Origin of the sequence: Deinococcus piscis (genome assembly GCF_014653275.1) — a bacterium.
Lineage (GTDB): Bacteria > Deinococcota > Deinococci > Deinococcales > Deinococcaceae > Deinococcus > Deinococcus piscis.
The window spans coordinates 11988-34565 of the sequence record NZ_BNAL01000018.1 but is presented as its reverse complement, the minus strand read 5'-3'; the positions used below and the strand labels follow the sequence as shown (position 1 = coordinate 34565).

24 protein-coding genes and 1 tRNA gene are annotated in these 22578 nt (G+C 66.0%); 13 read left to right on the top strand and 12 right to left on the bottom strand.

What is annotated here, in order from left to right; genetic code table 11:
* Nucleotides 1–46 precede the first annotated feature (46 nt).
* From IE158_RS08010 to IE158_RS07985, 6 genes are all read left to right on the top strand, one after another.
* Complete coding sequence (locus tag IE158_RS08010; RefSeq protein WP_229838999.1) at nt 47–679, top strand: lysophospholipid acyltransferase family protein; 633 nt, start codon at nt 47–49, stop codon at nt 677–679.
* Entirely contained in the window at nt 670–1653 is a 984-nt protein-coding gene (locus IE158_RS08005; protein ID WP_189643140.1) for a FecCD family ABC transporter permease, read from the top strand. The genes IE158_RS08010 and IE158_RS08005 overlap by 10 nt, the downstream gene beginning before the upstream one ends.
* Entirely contained in the window at nt 1650–2432 is a 783-nt protein-coding gene (locus IE158_RS08000; protein WP_189643139.1) for an ABC transporter ATP-binding protein, read from the top strand. The genes IE158_RS08005 and IE158_RS08000 overlap by 4 nt, the downstream gene beginning before the upstream one ends.
* A gap of 53 nt (nt 2433–2485) precedes the next feature.
* Complete coding sequence (locus tag IE158_RS07995; RefSeq protein WP_189643138.1) at nt 2486–2848, top strand: (2Fe-2S) ferredoxin domain-containing protein; 363 nt, start codon at nt 2486–2488, stop codon at nt 2846–2848.
* Between the two features lie 57 nt (nt 2849–2905).
* Nucleotides 2906–3817: an SDR family oxidoreductase gene (locus IE158_RS07990; RefSeq protein WP_189643137.1), complete on the top strand. Its 912-nt coding sequence runs from the start codon at nt 2906–2908 to the stop codon at nt 3815–3817.
* 125 nt (nt 3818–3942) lie between these two features.
* Nucleotides 3943–4554, top strand: coding sequence for a 1-acyl-sn-glycerol-3-phosphate acyltransferase (locus IE158_RS07985; RefSeq protein WP_229838998.1), 612 nt, complete (start codon nt 3943–3945; stop codon nt 4552–4554).
* Between the two features lie 6 nt (nt 4555–4560).
* Here IE158_RS07985 and nrdR read toward each other — a convergent pair whose 3' ends face one another.
* The 3 genes from nrdR to IE158_RS07970 form a co-directional block, all read right to left on the bottom strand.
* Entirely contained in the window at nt 4561–5040 is a 480-nt protein-coding gene (gene nrdR / locus IE158_RS07980) for a transcriptional regulator NrdR (protein ID WP_189643136.1), read from the bottom strand.
* A gap of 31 nt (nt 5041–5071) precedes the next feature.
* On the bottom strand, nt 5072–5875 hold the full coding sequence (locus IE158_RS07975; RefSeq protein ID WP_189643135.1) for an SDR family NAD(P)-dependent oxidoreductase: 804 nt from the start codon (nt 5873–5875) through the stop codon (nt 5072–5074).
* Nucleotides 5876–5958: 83 nt separating this feature from the next.
* Complete coding sequence (locus IE158_RS07970; protein ID WP_189643134.1) at nt 5959–6825, bottom strand: hypothetical protein; 867 nt, start codon at nt 6823–6825, stop codon at nt 5959–5961.
* A gap of 289 nt (nt 6826–7114) precedes the next feature.
* Between IE158_RS07970 and glpX the strand changes: the two genes are divergently transcribed.
* Nucleotides 7115–8119 (top strand): class II fructose-bisphosphatase, encoded by a 1005-nt coding sequence (gene glpX, locus IE158_RS07965; protein ID WP_189643133.1) that lies wholly within the window; start codon nt 7115–7117, stop codon nt 8117–8119.
* A gap of 106 nt (nt 8120–8225) precedes the next feature.
* Here the strand turns inward: glpX and IE158_RS07960 are convergent, their stop codons facing one another.
* On the bottom strand, nt 8226–10382 hold the full coding sequence (locus tag IE158_RS07960; RefSeq protein ID WP_229838997.1) for a coiled-coil domain-containing protein: 2157 nt from the start codon (nt 10380–10382) through the stop codon (nt 8226–8228).
* 214 nt (nt 10383–10596) lie between these two features.
* Between IE158_RS07960 and IE158_RS07955 the strand changes: the two genes are divergently transcribed.
* Complete coding sequence (locus tag IE158_RS07955) at nt 10597–11640, top strand: Glu/Leu/Phe/Val dehydrogenase family protein (RefSeq protein WP_189643131.1); 1044 nt, start codon at nt 10597–10599, stop codon at nt 11638–11640.
* Between the two features lie 80 nt (nt 11641–11720).
* On the opposite strand, the gene IE158_RS07950 is transcribed toward IE158_RS07955, so the two are convergent.
* Nucleotides 11721–11795, bottom strand: a tRNA-Asn gene (locus IE158_RS07950).
* 146 nt (nt 11796–11941) lie between these two features.
* Between IE158_RS07950 and IE158_RS07945 the strand changes: the two genes are divergently transcribed.
* From IE158_RS07945 to IE158_RS07935, 3 genes are read left to right on the top strand one after another with little or no spacing between them, the layout of a single operon-like run.
* Nucleotides 11942–12718: a phosphodiester glycosidase family protein gene (locus IE158_RS07945; protein ID WP_229838996.1), complete on the top strand. Its 777-nt coding sequence runs from the start codon at nt 11942–11944 to the stop codon at nt 12716–12718.
* Between the two features lie 45 nt (nt 12719–12763).
* On the top strand, nt 12764–13201 hold the full coding sequence (locus tag IE158_RS07940; protein ID WP_189643129.1) for a putative dsRNA-binding protein: 438 nt from the start codon (nt 12764–12766) through the stop codon (nt 13199–13201).
* Nucleotides 13198–13536: a YraN family protein gene (locus tag IE158_RS07935; protein ID WP_189643128.1), complete on the top strand. Its 339-nt coding sequence runs from the start codon at nt 13198–13200 to the stop codon at nt 13534–13536. The genes IE158_RS07940 and IE158_RS07935 overlap by 4 nt, the downstream gene beginning before the upstream one ends.
* A gap of 79 nt (nt 13537–13615) precedes the next feature.
* On the opposite strand, the gene IE158_RS07930 is transcribed toward IE158_RS07935, so the two are convergent.
* The 3 genes from IE158_RS07930 to IE158_RS07920 form a co-directional block, all read right to left on the bottom strand.
* Nucleotides 13616–14704, bottom strand: a complete 1089-nt coding sequence (locus tag IE158_RS07930) for a M20/M25/M40 family metallo-hydrolase (RefSeq protein WP_189643127.1) — start codon at nt 14702–14704, stop codon at nt 13616–13618.
* A 150-nt stretch (nt 14705–14854) separates the two neighbouring features.
* On the bottom strand, nt 14855–15337 hold the full coding sequence (locus IE158_RS07925) for a hypothetical protein (protein ID WP_189643126.1): 483 nt from the start codon (nt 15335–15337) through the stop codon (nt 14855–14857).
* A gap of 125 nt (nt 15338–15462) precedes the next feature.
* Complete coding sequence (locus IE158_RS07920) at nt 15463–16026, bottom strand: DUF2179 domain-containing protein (protein WP_189643125.1); 564 nt, start codon at nt 16024–16026, stop codon at nt 15463–15465.
* Nucleotides 16027–16118: 92 nt separating this feature from the next.
* Here IE158_RS07920 and IE158_RS07915 point away from each other — a divergent pair, with 92 nt between their 5' ends.
* The gene (locus IE158_RS07915) at nt 16119–16949 is read left to right on the top strand and encodes a VC0807 family protein (protein WP_189643124.1); all 831 of its coding nucleotides are present in this window, start codon (nt 16119–16121) and stop codon (nt 16947–16949) included.
* Between the two features lies 1 nt (nt 16950).
* A complete protein-coding gene (locus IE158_RS07910) occupies nt 16951–17958 on the top strand; it encodes a multidrug resistance efflux transporter family protein (protein ID WP_189643123.1) in 1008 nt (335 codons plus the stop codon).
* A 49-nt stretch (nt 17959–18007) separates the two neighbouring features.
* On the opposite strand, the gene IE158_RS07905 is transcribed toward IE158_RS07910, so the two are convergent.
* From IE158_RS07905 to IE158_RS07890, 4 genes are all read right to left on the bottom strand, one after another.
* Nucleotides 18008–18742, bottom strand: coding sequence for a metallophosphoesterase family protein (locus IE158_RS07905; RefSeq protein WP_189643122.1), 735 nt, complete (start codon nt 18740–18742; stop codon nt 18008–18010).
* Between the two features lie 33 nt (nt 18743–18775).
* Nucleotides 18776–19282, bottom strand: a complete 507-nt coding sequence (locus IE158_RS07900; RefSeq protein WP_189643121.1) for a flavin reductase family protein — start codon at nt 19280–19282, stop codon at nt 18776–18778.
* 101 nt (nt 19283–19383) lie between these two features.
* On the bottom strand, nt 19384–21171 hold the full coding sequence (locus IE158_RS07895) for a glycoside hydrolase family 10-like protein (RefSeq protein WP_229838995.1): 1788 nt from the start codon (nt 21169–21171) through the stop codon (nt 19384–19386).
* A gap of 119 nt (nt 21172–21290) precedes the next feature.
* The gene (locus IE158_RS07890; RefSeq protein ID WP_229838994.1) at nt 21291–22577 is read right to left on the bottom strand and encodes a cation:proton antiporter; all 1287 of its coding nucleotides are present in this window, start codon (nt 22575–22577) and stop codon (nt 21291–21293) included.
* Between the last annotated feature and the right edge of the window lies 1 nt (nt 22578).

Sequence of the window (22578 nt, the reverse complement as noted above, 5' to 3'; positions counted from 1 at the left end):
TCCAGACTTCGGCGCACCAATGCAGCCCGGCGGTATGCTGGGCTTTATGTCAGACGCTGCGCCGCAGCCCGCCCAGTCGCCTGTGGCGGAGCAGACCCCTGTGGTGGACCCCTTTGTGTACAGTCTGGTGCTCCAGGCCACCTACCTGCCGATTTTGCTGGGCGGCGGCCACCTGGAAGTGCATGGGCGTGAACACATCCCGCCCGCTGGCACCCCACTGATTCTGGCGGCCAACCACCGCCACGGCCTGGACCCCTTCGTGCTGGCGCGGGGGGTGCCGCCCGAGTCGGGGCGGCGGGTGCAGTTCATGGCCAAGCGCGAGCTGTTTGTGCCGGGGCTGGGGGCCTTGCTGCGCCGGGGCGGAACCTTTCCGGTAGACCGTGACAGCCAGGACGTGGGCTCGGTGCGCACGGCCCTGCGGGTCTTGCAGGCGGGCGGCACCCTGGGCATCTTTCCTGAAGGCAGCCGTTCCGGCGGGCAGATGCACGGCGGCGTGGCGCTGCTGGCACTCAAGGGCCGCGCCCCAGTTGTTCCGGCGGGCATCTGGCACAGTGGGCCGCGCTGGGTCTTGCGGTTGGGCGAGCCCCTGCTCCCCGCACGCGGAGCCAAAGCCCTGCTGAGCGAACTGGAGCGTGAGATCAGCCGGCTGTCGCAGCCGTTCGGCCAGACATGGGGCTGAACTCTGGCGGGCTGGCGTTGCTGGTCACGCTGGTTCTGGCCCTGATGGGGGCGGTGGTGCTGGGCGTGGCCGTGGGCAGCGTGCCGATTCCCCCAGGCGAGGTGCTGGACACGGTGCTGCGCGGCCTGAGCGGAAATCTGCGCGAGGAAGACGTGATCATCTGGGACATCCGGCTGCCCCGCGTGGTCATGGCGGTGCTGGTGGGGGCCTGTCTTTCGGTGTGCGGCGGGGCCTTTCAGGGGGTGTTCCGCAATCCGCTGGCCGACCCTTATCTGCTGGGGGTTGCCAGTGGAGCGGCGGTGGGGGCCACAGCGGGGCTGCTGCTGGACCTGCCACGCGGCCTGATTCCGCTGCTGGCCATGCTCACGGCACTTGGTGCAGTGGCGGTCACGCTGCTGCTGGGGCGCTCGGGGCGGCGCTACCCACCCACCCGGCTGATTCTGGCCGGGGTGGTGGTGGGCAGCTTTCTGAGTGCTGTGACCACGTTCCTGATCATGCGCGGCGAGGACCGGGCCCGCGAAGTGCTGGCCTACACCCTGGGGGACCTCAGCTTCGCCAGCTGGGCCGATATCGCTCAGGTGCTGCCCTACGCCCTGCTGGGCTGCGGCGCCTTGCTCGCCCTGGGCCGGGCCCTGGACCTGCTGCAACTGGGCGACCTGACCGCGGCCAGCCTGGGCTTGCCCGTTGAGAAACTGCGGCTGCTGGTCATTGTGGCCGCCAGTCTGGCAACAGCGGCGGCAGTGTCCTATACAGGGATTATCGGCTTTGTGGGGTTGATTGTGCCGCACACCGTGCGCCTGATTTGGGGGCCCAGCTACCGCACGCTGCTGCCCATCTCGGCGCTGGCGGGCGGCCTGCTGCTGGTGCTGGCCGACCTGCTGGCCCGCACCACCCCGCTCTATCAGGTGGGCATCGTGACCACGCTGCTGGGGGGGCCCTTTTTTCTGTATCTGCTGCGGCGGGTACGGGTATGAGCCAGACCTTCGCGGCGCAGGGGCTCAATGCCTACGCGGGCGATGCTCACGCCGTGCAGGATGTGTCGGTGTCGTTCGCTGCGGGGCAGCTCAGCGCTGTGATTGGCCCCAACGGTGCAGGCAAATCCACCCTGCTGCGCGCCATGCTGGGCCTGACGCCCCCCCACAGCGGCGCAGTGGAGCTGCTGGGGCAGCCGCTCGCGGCCTGGACCCGCACCGAGCGGGCGCGGCAACTGGCGTATCTGGCCCAAACCGAGGCCCTACCGCTCGACGCCCAGGTGCGCGACATTGTGGCCCTGGGACGTGGCGCGGGCGAGTGGAAATGGGGCCTTTTTCCCGTCCGGCCCTGGTCTGAGGAGGACGAGGCCGCTGTGCTGGACGCCATGACGCGTACCGACACTCTGGCCTTTGCGGAGCGCCGCATCAGCGAGCTGTCGGGCGGCGAGGCGCAGCGGGCAGCGCTGGCCCGCGCCCTGGCCGCCCGCCCCCATTTCCTGATTCTGGACGAGCCCACCAACCACCTGGACCTGGCCTACGCGCTGGATGTGATGCGCTACCTGCGCGCCGAAGTGGACCGGGGAGTGGGGGTGATTGCCGTGCTACACGACCTGAATCTGGCAGCCCGCGCCGACCATCTGGTGCTGCTGCACGGGGGCCGGGTGCTGGCCGCTGGCACGCCAGCGCAGGTGCTGACTCCGCAGAACCTACAGGCCGCCTATGGGGTGCGGGTGGAGGTGGTGCAGGCCGGAGAGCGGCTGGTCATCGTGCCAGTGGAATAGGAATAGGGCTGCGCTGGCCGCTGTTCGCCCCCGACTGCATTACCCTGAAGGCCATGACCCCTGCTGGCCCCAAATACTTCCCCACCGCCGGGCACCTGCTGGTCTGCCAGGGCCAAAGCTGTCAGGCCCGTGGCTCGCGGCTGCTGTATCAGGCGCTGTGGCAAGCGCTGGACCGCGAGCATCTGGCCTACTACAAGTCGGGCGGGCGGGTGCGGCTGACCGAGAGCGGCTGCCTGGGGGCCTGCTCCTATGGCCCTACGGTGTGCGTATACCGTGAGCGGGAAGGCACGCTGGAGCAGGGGTGGTACGCCGCCATGACTTTTCCGAAGGCGCTGGCCCTGGCCCACGCGGTGCAGGCGGGCCGCGATTTGCCCGCCGAGCACCGCTACGGCCCAGCCGAACCACTCACCCCGTAAAGATTCTCTAACGTGCCTGGGCATGGCCCGCTGCAGTGCAGGCGGGATACTGGACCTATGAGCCACCCCAAAAACGATGTGCAGAGCCAGTTCGAGCCGCGTGATCCCCTCACGCAGTATCCCCAGCCCCCCTTTCCGCGCCAGCCGCAGGAAGCGCCCGGCCTGGCCTCGGCCATGCAGCCGCAGCCAGACCACGGCGAGCAGAGTTACCGGGGCTTTGGCCGGCTTCAGGGTCGCCGGGCGCTGATTACCGGGGGAGACTCTGGCATCGGGCGGGCGGTGGCCATCGCCTACGCCCGCGAAGGCGCGGACGTGGCTATCAATTACCTGCCCGCAGAAGAGAGCGACGCGCAGGAAGTGGTGCGCCTGATTGAAGCCGAGGGCCGCCGCGCCGTGGCCCTGCCCGGCGACCTGCGGCAGCGTGAATTTTGCGACGACCTCGTGGCCCGCACGGTCCACGAGCTGGGCGGGCTGGACATCCTGGTCATCAATGCAGGCAAGCAGGTCAGCCAAGACAGCATCGCCGACATCACCGACCAGCAGTTCGATGACACCATGAAGGTGAATGTATACGCCATGTTCTGGCTGTGCCGCGCCGCTGCGCCGCATCTGGAGCCAGGGGCCAGCATCATCGTCACGTCTAGCATTCAGGCGTCCAAGCCGTCCAAGAATCTGCTGGATTACGCGGCGACCAAGGCGGCAGAAGTGGCGTTTGCACAGGCACTGTCAGGGCAGCTGGCCGAGCGCGGGGTCCGGGTCAATGTGGTGGCCCCAGGGCCGGTCTGGACGCCGCTGCAACCGAGCGGCGGGCAGCCGCAGAGCAAGGTGCAGCAGTTTGGCGAGTCGGTGCCGCTGGGCCGCCCTGGTCAGCCCGCCGAGCTGGCAAGCGTGTATGTGCTGCTGGCCTCGCAGGAAAGCAGCTACATGACCGGCGCTGTGATTCCGGTGACGGGCGGCACCCTATTTTGAGATTTTGAGGTGACGGGTGTTGAGGCAGGAGGTTTTGAAACGGGGGAGCCTGAGGCAGCCTGACTGCGGGTGTTTGCTGGGCGTGTCAGCGGCTTGCCAGAACATGACCGCTATACTGCCGCCCGATGGCTCTGCGCTCCCCAACCTGGATGAACCGCCCCCATACCCTCACTTCGCGGTTGGCCTCGGCGGCGCTGCGGCTGGCGGGCTGGCAGATTGTGCTGGTGCCCCCGCCCGGTCCCAAAGTGGTGGCGGCGGCTGCGCCCCACACGGCCAATGCGGACTTTTGGCCCGGTATTTTCTGGCGCTGGGCCACCCGGAGTCCGGCGCGCTGGGTTGCCAAACACAGCCTGTTTCGGCCACCGCTGGGCTGGTTGCTGCGCTGGTGGGGTGGAGTTCCGGTGGACCGCCGACGCGCCGGGGGCAACTTTGTGGACGCGGTGGTGCAGATCATTCGGGAATCGGACGAAATCATGCTGACCATCGCTCCCGAAGGCACCCGCACCCGCACCGAGTACTGGAAAACCGGCTTTTATTACATGGCGCTGGAAGCCGAAGTGCCGATTGCCGTGACGGTGGTGGACTGGGGCCGCAAACGCTTTGGCATCGTGGGCTATGTGCAGCCGACGGGCGATATAGAAGCCGATTTTGCCGCCATCCGCGAACTGCTGCGCGGCGTGCAGGGCCACACCCCAGAGAATATGGGCCCGGTCATTCCCCGGCCAGCTGCCAACTAAAGCGAATCAGGGCGCGTCGCTGTCTGTAGCGCTGCTCTCGCCGTCACTGCGGCGCAGGCCCTGAATTTCTTCCAGAAAATTCTCGACGGAATCGAAGTCACGGTACACGCTGGCAAAGCGGATATAGGCCACGTCGTCCAGCGGGCGCAGGAACGCCATCGCCCGGCGGCCTATGTCCTCCGAGCTGATCTCTGTCCGGCTTACTTCGTCCTCAAAGGAGTAGGCGAAGGCCCGCAGCGCCGCTTCCTCCACCGGGCGCTTTTCAGCGGCCAGCAGCAGCCCACGCAGCAGCTTGTCGGGGTTAAAGGCCTGGCGGACCCCGCCGCGCTTGACCACCATCAGCGGTTCCAGCTGGGTGCGCTCGTAGGTGGTAAAGCGCCTGCTGCAGCTGCCACACTCGCGGCGGCGGCGAATGCTGGCCCCTTCATCACTGGGGCGCGAGTTGATCACGCGGGTATCGGGCGCGGAGCAGTACGGGCAATTCATACGCTGACCTTTGCGGACATGAGCAGGAGCATCAGCGGCGGTTGCCCTGAGGGGGCTGCCCCTGAGTGGATGGGTTCTGGGGCGCTGGGGGCAGTCTGAAGTTGGCGCGCTGCTCCGGCGAGAGTTGGTCCAGTTCCGAGCGCTGAATGGCAGGCAGCGGCACGTCAATGCACAGGCCAGTCAGGTGAATCAGGGCCGGTGAGGCGAGGGCGGTAACAGCATTGACCAGGCCCATGTCCAGCTGGTCCTCCCCGCTGGGCGAGCGGCTGGGCAGCAGCAGGTTGATGCGCAGGGGTTCGTCACGGGCGCTGTCCACCAGCCCGCGCAGGCCCCCGCGCAGGGTGTGGCCCTGCAACCCGCCTTCATCCAGATGCGGCCCCACGATGGTCAGCCACGACTGCGGCAGGTGCTGGCGCATGGTCTGGGCGATGCCCACGCTGCTTTTCATGTTGGCCTGGAACAGGTCCATCCACTCGTTCTCGCTGAGCAGGGTAAGGGAAGGGTGCGCCCGTTTGTCGGCAGAATGCACCACGCCCTGAAGCGCGCCAAAAATCTCCAAGATGCGCCGCTGGACCTTGATCCAGTCAAGCGGCACCGACACGTCGGCCTGCATGGGAATGGCGGTAGCGCCGCTGCGCTCGATCAGGCTGGCGAGGCCGGCCAACTGTTCGCCCTGTTTGCCGATCAGGACCAGCGTGGCCCCGGCGTCCGCCAGGCCCTGGGCCATCACCCGCCCAAAGCCCCGGTCAGCCCCGGTCACGGCAATCGTTTGCCCTTCCAGAAACCGGGACGTGGGGTCGGGGGTGGGGAGCACCTGGGTCACGCCGCCCAGCATAGCGCAGAGCCGGGCAGCACAGAAAAAGCAGCGTAGGGCCGCTTCCTGACCGGAGGCGGCTCTGCGGGCAGGGAACGCGGGGTTCAGCGCAGAGTGTTCAGGCCCAGGGGAAGGGCGCTGCCCGGGCCTTCTGCGCCCTGGGGCAGCACGGGCAGCATCCAGGCGGCGGGCAATTTCTCGCTGACCAGGCTGAGCGTGGCATTGGCACTGAAGAGCGGCGGGGTGCCGCTTTGCTGCTGGCCCTGACCCTGCCCACGCACCACCACCGAATTCCAGCCGCGCTTGAGGTTCAGATTGACGCTATAGGTAAAGCGCACGTCGTCGGCACTGGTGTCGCTGTCCGAGGTGTTATAGGTGCAGCTTACCGTGCTGCGGACTGTGGTAGCGCGGTCAGCGTACATCACCGTGCCAGCCTGCGCCGAGCCGCTGAACTTCAGGTTCTCGTAGGTGAACACCGGCTCCGGGCCAGCCAGCAGCAGTCCCTGCGGCTGGGTTCCGACCAGCAGTGTGCCCAGGCCGACCTGCGCTGCCGGGTCGCTCACAGTGGGCTGATTGCCAGTGCAGTTGCTGCCCAGCATGTTGTCCCAGCCGCTTGCATCGGTCCACAGGTTGCCGGACAGCAGCCCCGCGTCCACCGTCTGGGGCAGCTTGAGCGACAGCTGTCCACCCGCGCTCACCGTGCCGGTTGCCACAGGAGCCAGTGCTGTGTCGGTGTTGCTGAGGTCGGTCTTGTCACTCAGGAGGGCCAGATTTACCTGCTGTTCGCCCAAGTTCCAGGCGACTTTTTCAAGCTTGACCTTCTCGCCATCTGGCTGCACCTTGAGCAAGCTGACCGTGCCGCTCAGTTCACTGGGTTGAGGACTCTCCGGCACGCGCGCACCTGGACCTGGGCAAGCGGTCAGAGTAGCGGTCATCGCGGCGGCGACTACTGCCAAGCTCACTTTTTTCATGACATGAGTTTAGGCTTTGGTCGGCTCACCGTTTGCCCATCTGAGGCGATGACCGAGCCAGAGCCTTGAGCGAATCTTCATCACACTGGCCTACCATGGAGGCATGTCCGAATGGCTCAATGATTGGTGGCGCCTCCTCAAACTGACCGTGCTTTCGCTGGCGGTGCCGGTGCTGCTATGGGCACTGTTGGTCTGGGCTGGCATCCTGCATTAAGTGGCGCAGTGCTCCGCGGCGATGGGCGAAGTGATGGGGCATTTTCACGCTGTTGTGGCGTGCTAATTTTGAAGTATGAACAACAATCCGAGCGAGGCGGAACTCCGCTCTCAGAAGTTTGAGCATGCCCTGGTGTTGGAGACGGCCCGCGTGACGGAGGCAGCGGCGCTGGCGGCCAGCAGCTGGGTGGGCATGGGCGACAAGAACGCGGTTGACGGTGCGGGGACCACCGCCATGCGCGAGGTGCTGGGCAGCCTGAACATCCGGGGCACCGTTGTCATTGGCGAAGGCGAGATGGACGAAGCGCCGATGCTGTATATCGGTGAGAAGCTGGGCCAGGGCGAGTATGAAGTGGATATCGCTGTGGACCCTGTCGAGGGCACCACTGTGACGGCCAAGGGCCTGCCCAACGGCATCGCCGTGATTGCCCTGAGCGAGAAGGGCGGCCTGATGCACGCGCCCGACTGCTACATGGAGAAACTGGTGGTGCCCCCACCTGCCGCCAACAAAGTCAGCTTGGACTACTCCATTGCTGAGAACCTGCGAATCATTGCCGAGTCGCTGGAGCGCGATGTGGATGACCTGCTGGTCACCATTCTGGACCGTGAGCGGCACGCCGACCACATCCGTCAGATTCGTGAAGCTGGTGCCCGCGTCAAGTTGATTGGTGACGGCGACGTGATTGCCAGCCTGGCGGTGGCGGTGCGGGGCAGCGGCGTACACTGCCTGATGGGCTCGGGCGGCGCTCCTGAAGGTGTGCTAAGCGCCGCAGCCATGAAGTGCCTGGGCGGCCACATTCAGGGCAAATTCATTGCGGAGGATGACGCTCAGCGTGAGCGCTTCCGGCAGATGGGCGTGGAAGAAGGCCGGATTTATAAGACCCACGAGCTGGCTCCCGGCAACGAAATCGTCTTCAGCGCCACCGGCATTACCAGCGGAGACCTGCTGTATGGGGTGCGCCGCTTCGGCGGTGGGGCCCGCACTCACACCCTGGTGATGGGACACGCCACGCGTGTAGTGCGGTTTATTGACACGGTTCACCTCGAAGATGACGGTGCCCGCGTGACGGTGCGTATCTGAGGGCTGCAACCGCACTCCATATGAGCTGACGCCAGCAGGCATCTGAACGGCAAGCAGCGCGTGACTCCCCCGTGCGGAGTCCGCGCTGCCCGTGTTGGGAATGAACTCAGTCCTGCTTGAGCCAGGCTCCGTGGTTCAGCTCTAGCGTGGCTGCGTCGGCGGCGCGCGCCAGCCGCCAGGTGCCTGCGGCGCTGCGGCGCGCACTCCAGCTCCAGTCGCTGTCCTCAAAGCGGAGCCGGGTGATGCCCAGCTCAGCGGCACTTTCCAGCAGCGGAGCCAGCCGCTCGGCAGTGTAGTCCGGTGAGCCTGCCTGCCGTTGGCCGTGGGTTATCAGCCAGGCGTGCTCTGGCAGGTGCTCTGGCTCAGTCATGGGGGGCTCAGTGATGGACATAGCTGGGGAGGAGTCGTCCGCCTCTGCGTGCAAGGCGGCTTTGCTGGACGTGTCCTCAGCGGGGGCGGCACCCGGCAAAAAAGCGAAGGGGTTAAAGCCGCTTTCTGCGGCGTTGGCTGGGGCGTCGCTGGCTGACGTCTCGCTGGGCGCTGTGACCTGCGAATGTTCATCAACCAGAAGGTCGCTGCCCGGCTCGGGTTCATTGGCGTCTATCTCGAACAGGTCGCTGGCGGCGCTGTCTTCGGTGCCTTCCAGGTCAAAGATGCCCAGAAGGTCGCTCAGTGCGTCCTCGCCAAAGCTGGCGGTGACTTCCTGGGCGGCCTGGTGCTCGGCGTGGGCCTCATCCAACAGGGCCTCGGCTTCGGTGAGCGTCTGCACGTAGCGTTCGCGGGCCTGGGCGGAAAGCTGTCCCAAGCGGCGCTGGGCCCGCAGTGTGTCCGCCAGGCGGCCCAGTTTCTGAATGGTTTCGCCTGCCAGGTCACGCACAGTGTCGTATTCCTGCACCACATGGTCAGCGCGGGCGTTCAGTTCCTCGCGTTCCTGCGCAGCCTGTCCCATGCGGCGCTCCAGCACGCTGTACAGGCTGTCAATATCCACGTCTTCGCCGCGCATCAGGGCCTCGCGGGCTTGGGAGATCTGAGGGGCCAGTTCTTCAGCGGCACCGGCCACAGCGCGTGCGCTGCGCTCCAACTCGGACAGCTCGCGCTGCTGGCGCAGGGTTTCGCTGGCTCCGCCTGGCGAGCTTTGCAGGGCCTGCACCGTCAGGTCGAGGTCGCGCAGCTCGCTGACGGCCAGGCCGCCTTCTTCCAGGGTGTGCCGTGCCAGGCCCAGCATCACGCGGGCCTTGTCGGTTTCCTCGCCGGGTGGCAGCTGGGAGAGCTGGGACTCCAGTTCTCCCAGCTGTGCCAGCTGTTCCTCACGCAGCTGCGAGCGCTGGTCGTTCAGACTCTGCTGCCATTCGGCCACGGCCTGCTCGGTCAGGGCGCCGGAGGCCAGCGCGTCACTCAGCGCAGCGGCGTGGGCTTCCAGTTCAGGGCGGACACTGATCAGGGGGCCAAATTCGGCCAGCACATCGCCCAGGCGGCGGCCCATATGCTCCAGTTCCAACGCACGAATTTTGGCTTCGGCAGCGGGGTCGGGGGTGGTTTCACCAGGATTGCTCTGTACCACCGACGATTCCACCTGACGGCGCAGCTTCAGGCTGATGGTACGGGCTCGCTCGACTTCGCCGGGCAGCAGCATGCCCTGCTTCTGGGCGTCTGCGACCTGTTCCAGCAGGGTTTCCAGTCGGCGCACCTCGCGCCCGCCCACTGCACTGATCCGCTCGAAAGAGGCTTGTAGCTCGGCCAAATCCTGGCCTTGGAGCACCAGCCCTTCGGCCAGGCGTCGGTCCATTTGCTCAATCAGGCTTTCGCCTTCTTGCAGCAGGGCCGACACGTCGTTCCCCACCGATTCTTCCTGGCGGGCCATGCTCAGCACGCCGCGCAGGCGCTGCGACTCGGGCCAGTCAAAGTACAGCGTAAAGCGGCGGACACCTTCTTCCAGTCCGCTGAGGTCCACCGGCACGTAATCTACAGTGCCGACCTCGGCAGCTACCCGCTGCACTTCGGCCAGCACATCCAGCACTCGCTTTTTGGCCATCTGGGCGGGCATGGTCGTCTGAAGGCGGCGGTAGATTTCTTTTTTCAGAACGCTCTCTAGCGCCTGGGCGTCCAGCTGCGCCGGATGAATGCGCCGCTCCTGCGCAGCGTCTTGGATGATGCGTTCCAGGGCACGTGTAGAAAGCACGTCCCCAAGCATCTTGACCGGAATTCGGGACAGAACTGGATTCATCTTGACCTCGGAGCAGCGGCCTGACTGGGAGCCGCGCATAACTATGGTGGACTGAGAACATGAACTGGCGGGGCGGAAGACTGGCAAGTGCTGGAGCCCAGCTGCGGGAGCGGAGCGCTGGCCGCTGCTGCGCGTGGAGAGCCGCACTCCGCCTGGCACCAGGACCTGGACACCTATTAGGTTCTTAGCGGGCAGTATATCTTGCCTCTATGACGTGCCTCTCACACCCCCACTTCTGCAAGGGCGCAGTGCCATGCTGATTTTCGACGAACTTCAGACCCGTGGCCACGAATCGCTGTCGCTGATTCAGCACCCCCTGACTGGCCTACGGGCCGTGCTGGCCGTGCACTCCACTGTGCTCGGCCCAGCCATCGCGGGCGTGCGCCTGCGTCAGCTGGATGAGGAATCCCTGGTGCGCTCAGCCCTGGACCTCAGCGAGAGCCTGACGCTCAAATCGGCGCTGGCAGGACTCAATTATGGTGGCGGCGCCTGCGTCATCATGCCCGGTGACGGTGACCTGCTCATTTCCAAGACGGAGCCGCACGCCCGCGAAGCGCTGTTCCGTGCTCTGGGCCGCGAACTGCGTCCGCTGAGCAGCCGGGTGATTCTGACCGAAGACATCGGTGTGACTGCGCGCGATATTTCGTTCGTGGCGCAGGAAACCCCTGGCACGCTGGGGCAGCATACCGACACCAGCCGCGTGACCGGCTATGGCGTGTACCGGGGCATGAAAGCCGCCGCCAAATACGTGCTGGACAACGAAAGCCTGCGTGGGGTACGGATCGCCATCTATGGGCTAGGCGCGATGGGCCGCGAACTGGCCGAACATCTGCACCGCGAAGGGGCCCGCCTGATTGTGGCGGACCCCCGCCCCGCCGTGGTGCAGGAACTGGTCGAGGATTTCGGAGCCACCGCGATGGAGCCAGCCGATATTCTGGAAGCGCCATGCGACATTTTTGCGCCCTGTTCGGGTGGCAGCAGCATTGCCCTTCAGGCGGTGCCCCGCTTGCAGTGCCGCATGATTGCCGGGGGCGAGCATCACCCGCTGACCCGTGCAGGTGAGAATGCCGTGCGCGAGGCTGGCATCGTATACATTCCCGATTTCGCCATCAACAGTGCGGGCCTGATTGCAGCGGCCCACAGCTGCGGCAAAGAAGAAGCGGCGGAGCAGGTGTATCAGAATGTCTCGCGCATCTGTGAAGTGGCGCGGCACTCGGCGCAGCCGGTCCATACTGTGGCCCGCATGATGGCGGAGCAGCGCATCTCGCTGATTGGTGGGCTGGGGCGGCGCGACTGAGTCTGGCCTGCGCAGGTCTAGCCGGCATAAAGCCGTAGAACCAATGAAAAAGCCCCCGCCGAAGCAGGGGCTTTCTTTGATGGCTCGGCAGGTTGGGGTCGAACCAACGACCGTCCGATTAACAGTCGGATGCTCTGCCACTGAGCTACTGCCGAATATGTGGCCGGCCTTTGCAGGCGCGAAAGGAATAGTAACACAGCCCCCCGCAGCGTGCAAGCCCCGACCAGAGGCCATAACCGCCACCCTCACGTCACTTTCATGTCCTGTTCCGCCGCTGCCTGTCATGATGAACCCAATGCAAATGAGACGACCACTCCAGCAGGCCTCGGCTCTGGCCCGGGGGCTCTCTGGTGCCCTGGCTGTGGGCCTGCTTCTCAGTTCCCCCGCGCAGGCGCTGACGTTGCAGCAGATTCGCGGCGGCCTGAGCACCTACACCGTGGCAACGGTGGACCTGAGCCGCGACACCCTGCGGCTGCACTGGATCAACCCGACCACGGGGCAGCCGTACCAGACATTCGGGCAATTGCGTGAGCGCCTGCGCAAAGAAGGGGACCGCGCCCTGTTTCTGACCAACAGTGGCATCTACGCGCCGGGCTACAAGCCGCTGGGCCTGCATGTGGAAGGTGGCCGGGCACTGGTGCCGCTGAACTTTGCTCGTACAGGCGGCAACTTTGCCCTGCTGCCCAACGGTGTGTTCTGGGTGAGTGGCACCAAAGCCGGGGTCAGCGAGACAGGCGAATACGTGGCCCAGAAGCTGAACCCCCAGTACGCCACGCAGTCAGGGCCATTGCTGCTGCGGCGCGGCCAGGTTCATCCCTCGTTTGACCCCAAGAGCACCTCGTTCAAGCTGCGCAGCGGCGTAGGCGTGTGCAGTGATGGCCGGGTGCGGTTCGCAATCAGCAACGCGCCCGTGAATTTTTACGCGTTTGCGGTCTTTTTCCGCGACACCCTGCGCTGCCCCGACGCGCTGTACCTGGACGGCAGTATCAGCGCCTACGCCACGCCGGGGACTGACACCCAGCTGGCGAATTTCGCCGGAATGTGGAGCGTGTCCATGCCGGCTTCCGCCCCTAACTGAAGCGAATCCGGTGGTCATGTAGGCGGGGGCCGGTATCCTGAGCCTATGGCCGATAACCCCAAAGGCGAGCTGATTGCCGCGTTGGCTGCGCAGCACCTGAATCCTGAGTTCCGCGTGGACGGCAGCGGCCCCGCCCACGCGCCCAGCTTCATGGCAGAGGTCTGGTGTGATGGGCAGCGGCTGGGCTACGGCGAGGGCCGCAGCCGCCGGGAGGCAGAGCGCCGCGCCGCCCAGCAGGCCCTGCAGGAAGTGATGCCGGGGCAGCCGCCCACACCGGGCCTGACCAGTGAGGAATCCGCCACGGCTCCCTGGCCGCTGCACCCCGCAGTCCTGGCCGAAGCGCTGGCGGTGGCTGACAGCCGCTTGCCGCAGGGAACGCCGCTGTCTGAAGTTGGGCGGCAGGGGGCGGCACTTTACCGCATGGTGCTCAGAGAATTGGGGCACGCGCCTGCCCCGGCGCAGCAACCGCAGGACGGGCCGTGAAGGGCGCAGACGCTGAGGAGCGGGCCGCCCAGTTTTTGGCTGCGCAGGGCCGCGAGGTCCTCAGCCGCAACTACCGCATTCCCGGAGGCGAGATTGACCTGGTCACGCGCGACGGCACCACGCTGGTCTTTACCGAGGTGCGCCACCGCCGAGCGGACCGCTATGGCAGCGCTGCCGAGAGTGTCACCCCACGCAAACTGGCCCTGATGCACCGCGCCGCCCTGGAGTATTTGACCCGCGAGTTGGGCCGCGACGACCTGCCGTGCCGCCTGGAAGTGCTGACCATTGATGGAGACGTGCAGACCGGCGACCTGAATGTGATTCCGCTGACCTGAAAGCTGCCCTGCTCAGCATGTGGCCCTCATTCTGCGGGCGCAGCTGTACCAGCCCGCATCATAGCCAGATGCCCCCCGCCTAGCGCTGGTAGTTCGCGACGAGGCCCTGCAAGAAAGCCAGCCCCTGGGCGTGGCTGCGGGGGTCCACCCATTCGTCCTCGCGGTGGGCGTGGCCGCCCCGGTAGACCCCTACGGCCAGGGCAGGCAGGCCGTAGGGAGCCGCTGCGTTGGCGTCGGTGGAGCTGGCGGCAGTGCGCAGGTCTAGCCCTACCGCCTGGGCTGCCGCTTGGGCCATCGGCAGCAGCTCGGCTGTATTCAGGGTGCCTCCGGGCCGGTCCCCCACCCGCTCCAGGTCCAGGCGGACGCCGACTTGCTGCGCCGCTGCGTGCAGGGCATCAACGGCTTGGCGGTCCAGTTGCTCCAGCTCTGTGCTGCCCAAGGAGCGCAGGTCCAGCAGCAGTGAAGCCGTGGCTGCGATGGAGTTGACGGTGCTTCCACCCTCAATCACGCCCACATTTAGCGTGGTGCGGGGCCGGGACGGCAGCGGGAGGGCGTACAGGGCAGTGATGGCGGTGCCCAACGCATGTACCGCGCTGGGTACCGCCTCGCCCCAGGAGTGGCCTCCCGGACCACTGAAGTGCGCCTGATAACGCCGCACGCCCACCGCCTGCGTGACCGCTGACCCCAGGTAGCCGTCCACCGCCACGAACGCGCCCAGTTCATGCGCATGCTGGGCCAGCAGGTGCTTGGCCCCACGCAGATCGCCCAGGCCCTCTTCGGCCACGTTGGCCGCCACCCACAGGGGCGCAGTCAGTGCTGACGGGTCCAGGTCGCGCAGCAGGGCCGTCAGCACAGCGAGGCTGGAGGAATTGTCACCCAGGCCAGGGCCGAACCAGCGGCCTGGCCCGGTCCGGACTTGAACATCAGTTTGGGGCGGAAACACCGTGTCCAGGTGCGAGGCCAGCAGCAGCGGCCTGCGCGCGTCCAAACCAGGGTGGTCCAGAGCCGGGCTGCGCGGGGCAATGCGGACCAGCACGTTGCCCACTTCATCGCGCACGGGGGCGTAGCCCAACTCGCTCCAGAGCCGGGCCATCAGGTCGGCCCGCGCACCTTCTTGAAAGGTGGGGGCCGGAGTCTGGGCAATCTGCGTGAGGAACTCGAGCGGCATCTGTGTCCTGAGTGTACTCTGCTTCGCTTCGCTGGTCCTGCGCTGCAAACACCAAAAAGGAGCCACCAGAGAAGATGGACCAGAACAAGAACCACAAAAAAGCCCCGCACGCTGAGGCGCAGGGCTGTGCAAGCGGGGAGACGCTACAGCTTAGCGGCGTCCGCCTTGCAGCACGGAGGAGCCGATAACGGCAGCCAGGCCCACCAGGCCAGCTTTGGCGAGCGGGCTGCTCAATGCGCCACCTTCAGCGAAAGCGGCTTCCAGCGGGCTTTTGCCGTTCTGGTCGGGAGCCTGAGCTGCTTTGGTGTAGGCATCAATCAGGTCGCGGTCATCGTCAGCGTTCACTTGCTGCACGGGGTTGCTGGGGCTCCGCACAATGGCGTCACCCATCTGACGGCGGTCTTCGGGGGACAGCTGGCCCACGTAGCCCTTCATCAGACGCTCGCGCTCTTCGGGGCTGGCGCTCTGCAGGTAGTCACGCACATAGGCGGCGGCTTCCTGGGCACTGACCACGCCGTCGTTGTTGGTGTCGCGGGGATCATGACCCTGGCCCGACTGGGCAGTGCCACTCTGGGCAGCAGAGTTCAGGGACGCCATTTTTTCGTGCAGTTCTCGCTTCAGTTCTTCAAACATAGTGATTCCTCCTTGGGGTGATGTGCCTTCAGACTAGGCGGCTTCCCGCAGAGGCGGGTGAAAGGAGGCCCGGTAGAGATTGAGAAAAGGCTGACCTTTCAGGGGGGGCAGCCGGCAGCCAAGCTCTATTTGCGGTTCATGCGAAAGCGGCGTGCCATGCGTTCTTGGCGCACCGAAGCTTCTTGCAAGTCGGCGGTGCTGACCTCCTCAATCGTCACGAACGCCTTGGGGTAGACCTCTTCAATCAGGCGCAGCACCTTGCCTGAGGCCCGGCGCGGAATCACGCTAAACAGAATGCGCACGTCGCCGTCGCGGCCTGAGCCGTTCAGTGCCGTGACATAGTACCCAGCGCTTCTGAGCGCCCCTGCCACATCTGGGGCATTCACCGGCACGAAGGCGCGCAGCACCACCTTGCCCACGGCCAGCCACTGCTCAATCCAGGCCCCGACCAGCGTGCCCGCTGCGTAGCCGCCCGCGTAGGCTATGAACTGCACCGGACTTTCCAGGTTGCCGAGCACCTGCGCCGCTGCCGTGAGCCAGATCAGCGACTCGAAGAAGCTGAGCACGGCGGCCAGGTTGCGGCGCCCGCGCACGATCATGCCAATACGCAGCGTGCCCAGCGACACATCCAGAATGCGCAGACCGAAAATCATTAGGGCGTTGAGCAGCAGAGCAGGGGTGAGGTCCATAGCGCCCCCAGGCTAACGCGGCGGCTATCACCAGAGTCAGACTCTGGCAGGCCAGATTCCTCAGGCACGCCGTGGCATAGTGGGGTCCAATCATGCCCCAGCCCTCCTCCGTGCCTTTACCGCCCCAGCCGCCTTCTGCCGCTCGCAAGCCCGGTCAGGGTGCGGTGCCGCAGACCATCCGCGATCTGATTTTTACGCTGCTGATTCCAATTGCCGTGTTGAGCCCTGACCTGCTGGGCAGCGGCTTTTCGGTGGCGGACCAGTTGGGTGGGGGCACGCAGGGCAACATCCGCGCTTACCTGGCTGCCGCGCTGATTCCGGTGGTGTACGTGGCCTGGGACCTGCTCAAGAACCGCAATGTCAGTCCGGTGGCGCTGCTGGGCGGCGTGGGCGCACTGGTGGGCGGTGCGCTGGCGTTTTGGTACGTGGACGGCTTCTGGTACGCGGTCAAGGACAGCGCCCGCTCGTACCTGCTGGGCCTGGCCTTTCTGATCAGTGCAGGCACCCGGATGCCGCTGTTCCGCATTTTTATGGACACGGCCAGCCTGAGCGAGACCCCCGAGAAGCGTTCGCTGATGCAGCGCGCCCTGGGTGATCCGGCCATTCACCGCGCCATTGCGAACGCCACGGTGGTGTTTGCGCTCGTAGACATCGTGAGTGGGCTGGTGAACTCCTTTGTCAACTATCAGCGGGTGACGGCCACGTTTGGCAGCGACGCGTTCAATGCTCAGGTGGCCGAAGTCAACGCCCTGATGCGCCTGCCCAGCATGGGCATCAGCCTGCTGGGGGTAGGCATCGCTTTTTGGCTGCTGCACCGCGCGACGGTGGCCCGCTTTGGTCCGGGAGCCAGCCTGTTCGACCCTGGCACCCTGGCAGGGCGGGTGGAGGGGACAGCGGCTCCTGTGACGGGCAAGGCCACCTAAAATGCTGCGCCTGCTGGGCATTGGTCTGCTCGCCAGCGTATTTTTCAGTGCCACTTTTGTGCTGAACGAACAGATGAGTGCCCAGGGCGGACATTGGTTTTGGACCGCCAGCTTGCGTTACTTCTTCGTGCTGCTGATGCTGAGTGCCGTGCTGCTCGCGCAGGGTGGACTGGCACGGCTCAGGGCGCTCTGGGGGGTGTTCTGGGAGCATCCGCTGTTTTGGACGCTGGCGGGCAGTGTGGGATTTGGGGTCTTTTACGCCCTGCTGTGCTTCAGTGCCGCCTACGCCAGCGGCTGGGTGGTCGCGGCCACGTTCCAGTTCACCGTGGTGGCCAGCCTCATTGTGCTGGCGGCGTTCGGGCAGCCTTTCTCGCGCCAGGTGACCGGCGCGTCGCTGCTGGTCTTTTTGGGCGTGTGCCTGACCAACCTGGGTCAGCCGCACGGGGGCGAGCAGGCCGCGCAGCCCCTGGGGCAAGCCCTGCTGTATGGGGCGCTCCCGGCGTTGCTCGCGGCGTTTTGCTATCCGCTGGGCAATCAGCTGGTGTGGCAGGCGGCCCGCCCTCCGGGAGCTGGGGAGGCAGCGCGGCGGCCCGCTTGGGTGGGCTGGGTGCCTGCCATCACGACCCCGCTGCTGAACTTTTCACTCCACCGAATCTGGCTGATGACGCTGGGCTCCATGCCGCTGTGGCTGATTTTGGGGTTGTTGCTGTTGCCGAGTGCGCCGCAGCAGGCCCAGGTCTTTAGTACAGCGCTGGTGGCGCTGCTGTCGGGCGTGATTGCCACTGGCCTCTTTTTGCAGGCACGCGGCGACGCCAAGACCCCAGGTGAAGTGGCCGCCGTGGACGCCACCCAGGCGAGCGAGGTGCTCTTTGCGCTGCTGGGTGGGGTGTTGCTGCTGGGCACGCCACTTCCAGGGGCGCTGGCCTGGGCTGGGCTGGTGGTGATGCTGCTGGGACTGGCCTTGTTCCTACAGGCTGGTCGCCCCAAAGCGCGCGCGCAGGCCCGCTGAGACCATTCACACAGCCAGAAGTTTGCCCCGAATGGTCTCAGCAAAGGCCCTAATCCTCTTCCAAGTTCTTGGCGCGGCGCTTCTGGTAGGCCCCGGTCATCAGTTCGGCCACATACTCACGCGCAAAAGGCATGCCGCTTTCCTCAGCGGCGCGGACCTCGGCGGCGCGGTCATACGCCACCCGCACAAAGGTGGCCGCGTAGCCAGGGGCGCTGAAATCCAGAATCAGGTAGCTGGGCAGCACGCTGTCCAGAGGATTGCCCACCGAGCCGCAGTTCAGCAGTGGGCGGCCTTCGACATCCAGCAGAAGTGTTTCGTGAATGTCCCCAAACACCAGGGCGTCGGCGTAGTTCATCAGGCCCTGCGAGGGCTGCGGGGCGAAATTGTCCAGCTGCTCAGACAGGCTGGAGTGCGGGTACAGCTTGTGAAATACGCCTCTGCTGCTGGCATGCACAAAGCGCCAGCACAGTCCGCCAAACGCTTCTTCAATCCCAAAGGGGAGGGTTTCGAGGTACTTCAGGTCGGCGGGGCGCAGCTGAGAGCGCGGCCACAGGTCCTGCGGGCGGTGACTGGCCCCAGCCACGCGGGCGTCCCAGTTGCCCTGAATCACCCGCGCCGCGTGCGCCTGCACCCAGTCCACCACCGCTTGCGGGCGCGGCCCCTTGCCCACCAGGTCGCCCAGCACCCAGATCTCCCCGATGCCGCGCCGCTGAATATCGGCGTGCACGGCCAACGTGGCTTCCAGGTTGGCGTGCAGGTCGGCGATGATGGCGAGGCGGGTCATGGGCAACAGTCTAGAACAGGGCCATGTCTCGGCTCAGAGAAGAGGGTCGCCCGCCAGCGCCCCGTACTTGCCACTGAAATACAGCAGTGGGGGCCTGTCCGAGTACTCGGTGGACGTGATAAGGCCCACGAACAGGGTGTGGTCACCGCCGTCCAGCATCTGGTATTTGCGGCAGACCAAAGAGGCCACGGTGCCGCCCAGCACCGGGAAGCCCGCTTGTTCGCGCCAGGGCACCGCTTCTTCGGGGCCGGGCCGACCTGCGAAGTGGTTGCTGAGGTGTGCCTGGTCCTGCGCCAAGATATTCACCGCGAACTGCTCGGTGCTTTCCGCAAGCAGCGTGGCATGCATGTGGGCGCGGCGGTCCACCGAGACCAGAATCAGCGGCGGATTGAGGCTCACCGACACAAAAGCGCTGGCGGTCATGCCATGTACAGTGCCGTCTGCTTCCCGCGCCGTGATGACGGTCACGCCGCTGGCAAAGCGCCCCAGTGTGGCGCGGAAATCCTCAGGGCCGATGCCTTCTGGGCGGGGCTGTGTCATGTGGTCAGTGTAGAGGCTTTGGCGGCGCAGGGTTGGCCCAAAAAAGCCTCCCGCGCTGGGGAGACCTGGGAAGCTGGAGAGGGGATGCGGATAGGCGAGCTTCAGCCGGGCGTCTCGCTGCCGCGCTGGAGTTCCTGCGGGGTAGGCGGGGCCAGGTTGGGGGCACCGGGCGTGCCGGGGGCGGGCGCAGTGCTGGGCGTGGGTGCGCTGGCCGGGGACAGCCGGCGAATCACCAGGTTGGGCACCTGCGCGACGCCCCGCTGCGGCACCGTGGTTTTCCAGGCTTGTCCACTGACCCGGATACGGGTTTCGCCCGCTGGAATGCTCATGAACCCGTAGAAGCCGCCGCCGTCGGTCACGCTGGTCGCCACGACCTTTTCGCCTTGCAGCAGCTCGACTTTCAGGCCACCCAGGCGGTCTTGGCCGGCCACGGTGCCCATCAGGCCACGGGTGTGGGGTGGGGGGCCGCTAAAGCGCACGGCCTTTGCTAGGTCGGTCTTGGCGAGGGCCTGACGCACGGCCTCGCGGCCTGCTTCGGCTTTTTGCTTGTCCTCGTACACGGCCAGGGTCGGGGTGCGGTAGGAGTAGCCCACCCAGCCCACGCCCGCTTGCAACGCCCGCTGCGCCTGCGCTGCCGAGTCCTGCGGAGTATTCAGGTAGATGCTGGAGCCGCTGGCGGTCAGACCCCGGCCCTGGACACTGCGGCCAAAGCGGTTCCAGCCGTCATACCACTGCACCTGCTGCGGCACCGTTTCGCGCTTGTAGTTCATGGGCATGTTGATGTCCAGCAGGCCCTCATTCATCCACCGGGGCCAGTCCTGCATCACATTGCGGTAAGCCGCCGTGCTCTGAAAGGCCTTGACGTCGCCGGGAGCAGGTGGGCTGCCGTAGACGATGGTCGCCGCGCTGACCCACAGCTCGGGCCGGATGGCTTTGGCCTGCACCGTGATGCGGCGGACCAGTCCGGTCACCTGGTCACGCTTCCAGGCTTTGAAGTATTCATCGCCCGCGCCCGGCTTGCCCCTGCGGCCCGTTTCCAGGGCGTAGCGGGCAAGCGACTGGGCCGAGTAGCCCCAGTCGCCGCTGTCGGGATAGCGAATGCGGTCCAGCTGAATACCGTCCACGTCGTAGTTCTTGACCACGCTCAGCAGCCCGTCGCTGATGTACTTGGCGGCGGCTGGAATAGCCGGGTCCAGCCAGGCGTCGTTGCCTTCTTGCCAGGTGCCGTCCGAGCGGACCGCTAGCCAGGGGTCCTTGCTCTGGGGGCCGTGAAGTTTGTAGACGTGCTGCGGGTTGGTGTTCAGGTTGCTGAGGTTGCCGATGCCGGTCACGCTGGCCCAGGCAATCACTTTGATCCCCTTGGGCTTGGCGAGCCGGATGACCTCGGCCAGTGGGTCAAAGCCTGGTTGCAGGTCTTTGTCGGTCACGGCAGGCAAGCTGGACTTGAGGCAAAAGCAGTCGGCGCGGCGCACCGTCTGCACCAGCAGCACGTTGATGTTCATTCGCTCGGCGTCGTCCACCATCTGCTTTACTTGGGCCGCCGTCTTGAGGCCGGGGCCAAAGCCGTCCACCCACAGGCCCCGGATTTGGGTGGAATCGGGAGTGTTGGCCGCTGCCGGAGCTGCGGCTGGGGCCAGGGCGGGCGCCGCCAGCGTGGGTTGGCCCAGCAGCGGCGTCCCGAGCGACTGCGGCACCGGAGTGGCGCTCAGCGACAGGTTGGGCGTGGGCCCAGCCGGTGCCTGAGTCGCTGGTGCCTGAGCTGCTGGTGTCTGTGGAGCCGGGGTGAGGCTGAACTGGGCACCCGCCGTGCCGAGCCCCAGGCTCAGGCTGAGCAGCAGGGCCGGGCGCAGGTGGGCCAGTGGCAGATAGACAGAAGGTTGCTGTGTCACGTTGCGGCCAGCTTAACCCAGCACTGGGAGCGGGTGATGGGAGCATCTGACGCAGTCCTCATGTGGCGTGTCGTGGGGAGCGCCGTATTTTCCTCTGGTCAGGGGCCTCAGACGCCAGATCAGTGTGAAGGGCGCTCCGCCACCGGGCCGCCAGCTTCAGCGGCCCGCCGCGCCAGGCCGCTCATGGTCAGCCCCTGCACCACGATAGAAAAGATCACCACGCAGTAGGTCATGACCAAGAAGAGGTCGCGGCCTTCGCTGGCGGGCAGGGTAAAGGCCAGCGCCACGCTGATGGCCCCGCGCATCCCGCCCCAGATCAGCACGCGCCGCGTAAAGGGCGTGAACTGGGCAGCGCGTTGCAGCAGGGCGTAAGGCAGCTGCACGCTGATGGCCCGCGAGAGCAGCACCAGGGGAATGGCAAGCACCCCCAGCGTCAGCGCCTGCGGGCTGAAGTTAAGCACCACGATTTCCAGCGCCAGCATAAAAAACAGAAACACGTTGAGCAGTTCGTCGATCAGGTGCCAAAAGGCGTCAAAGCGCTCACGCGAGCTGAGTGCGCCGGGTTGCCGGTCGGTGAGCGACCCCACCAGCAACCCGGCGGCCACCGCAGCCAGCGGAGCCGAAACGTGCAGGTGCCCTCCCAGCGCCGTGCAGGTCATGACAATCGCCAGCGAGACGAGCACTTCGGTGGTGAAGTCGTGCTGTGACTTCAGGCCCAGCCAGCCCAGGTAGCCGAGCGCTGCGCCCAGGGCCAGCCCGCCCAGCGCTTCTTGCCCAAAGAAGCTCAGCACCCCAGCCGCGCTCAGCTCTGGTCCGTGCCCAGCGTGTGCCCCAGTCGCTGCCGCCAGCCCCGCCAGGATGCTGAACAGCACCACGCCCACGCCGTCGTTGAACAGCGATTCGCCCGCCACCACCGTTTCCATTTTCTCGGGGACTTTGGCTTGCTTGAGGAGGGCCAGGACCGCCACCGGGTCGGTGGGGGAGATCAGCGCCCCGAACAGCAGGCACAGCAGCAGCGGCAGGTGCAGGCCGAACAGGCTGAGCAGGCCGTAGACCAATCCCCCCACCAAGAAGGTAGACAGCACCGTAGACAGCAGCGCGAAGGTCAGCACCGGGCCGCGCAGCCGCCACAGCGCATGCGAGTTGAGGCCCATCGCTCCGGCAAACAGCAAAAAGGACAGCACGCCCTCAAAGACGAATTCGTCGAAATCCACGGTGCGCAGAACATCCACCGCTTCACGTGCCGCGGGGACGCCCGCTGCCACCAGGCCCAGCATGAGCAGGCTGAACAGCAGGCCGACCACCGTGACGCCGATAGACGAAGGCAACCGGAAATACCAGACATTCAGCAGCGACGCCAGCGCCGTAACGACGACCAGGGCAGTGACGATTTCGAGGAGGCCCATG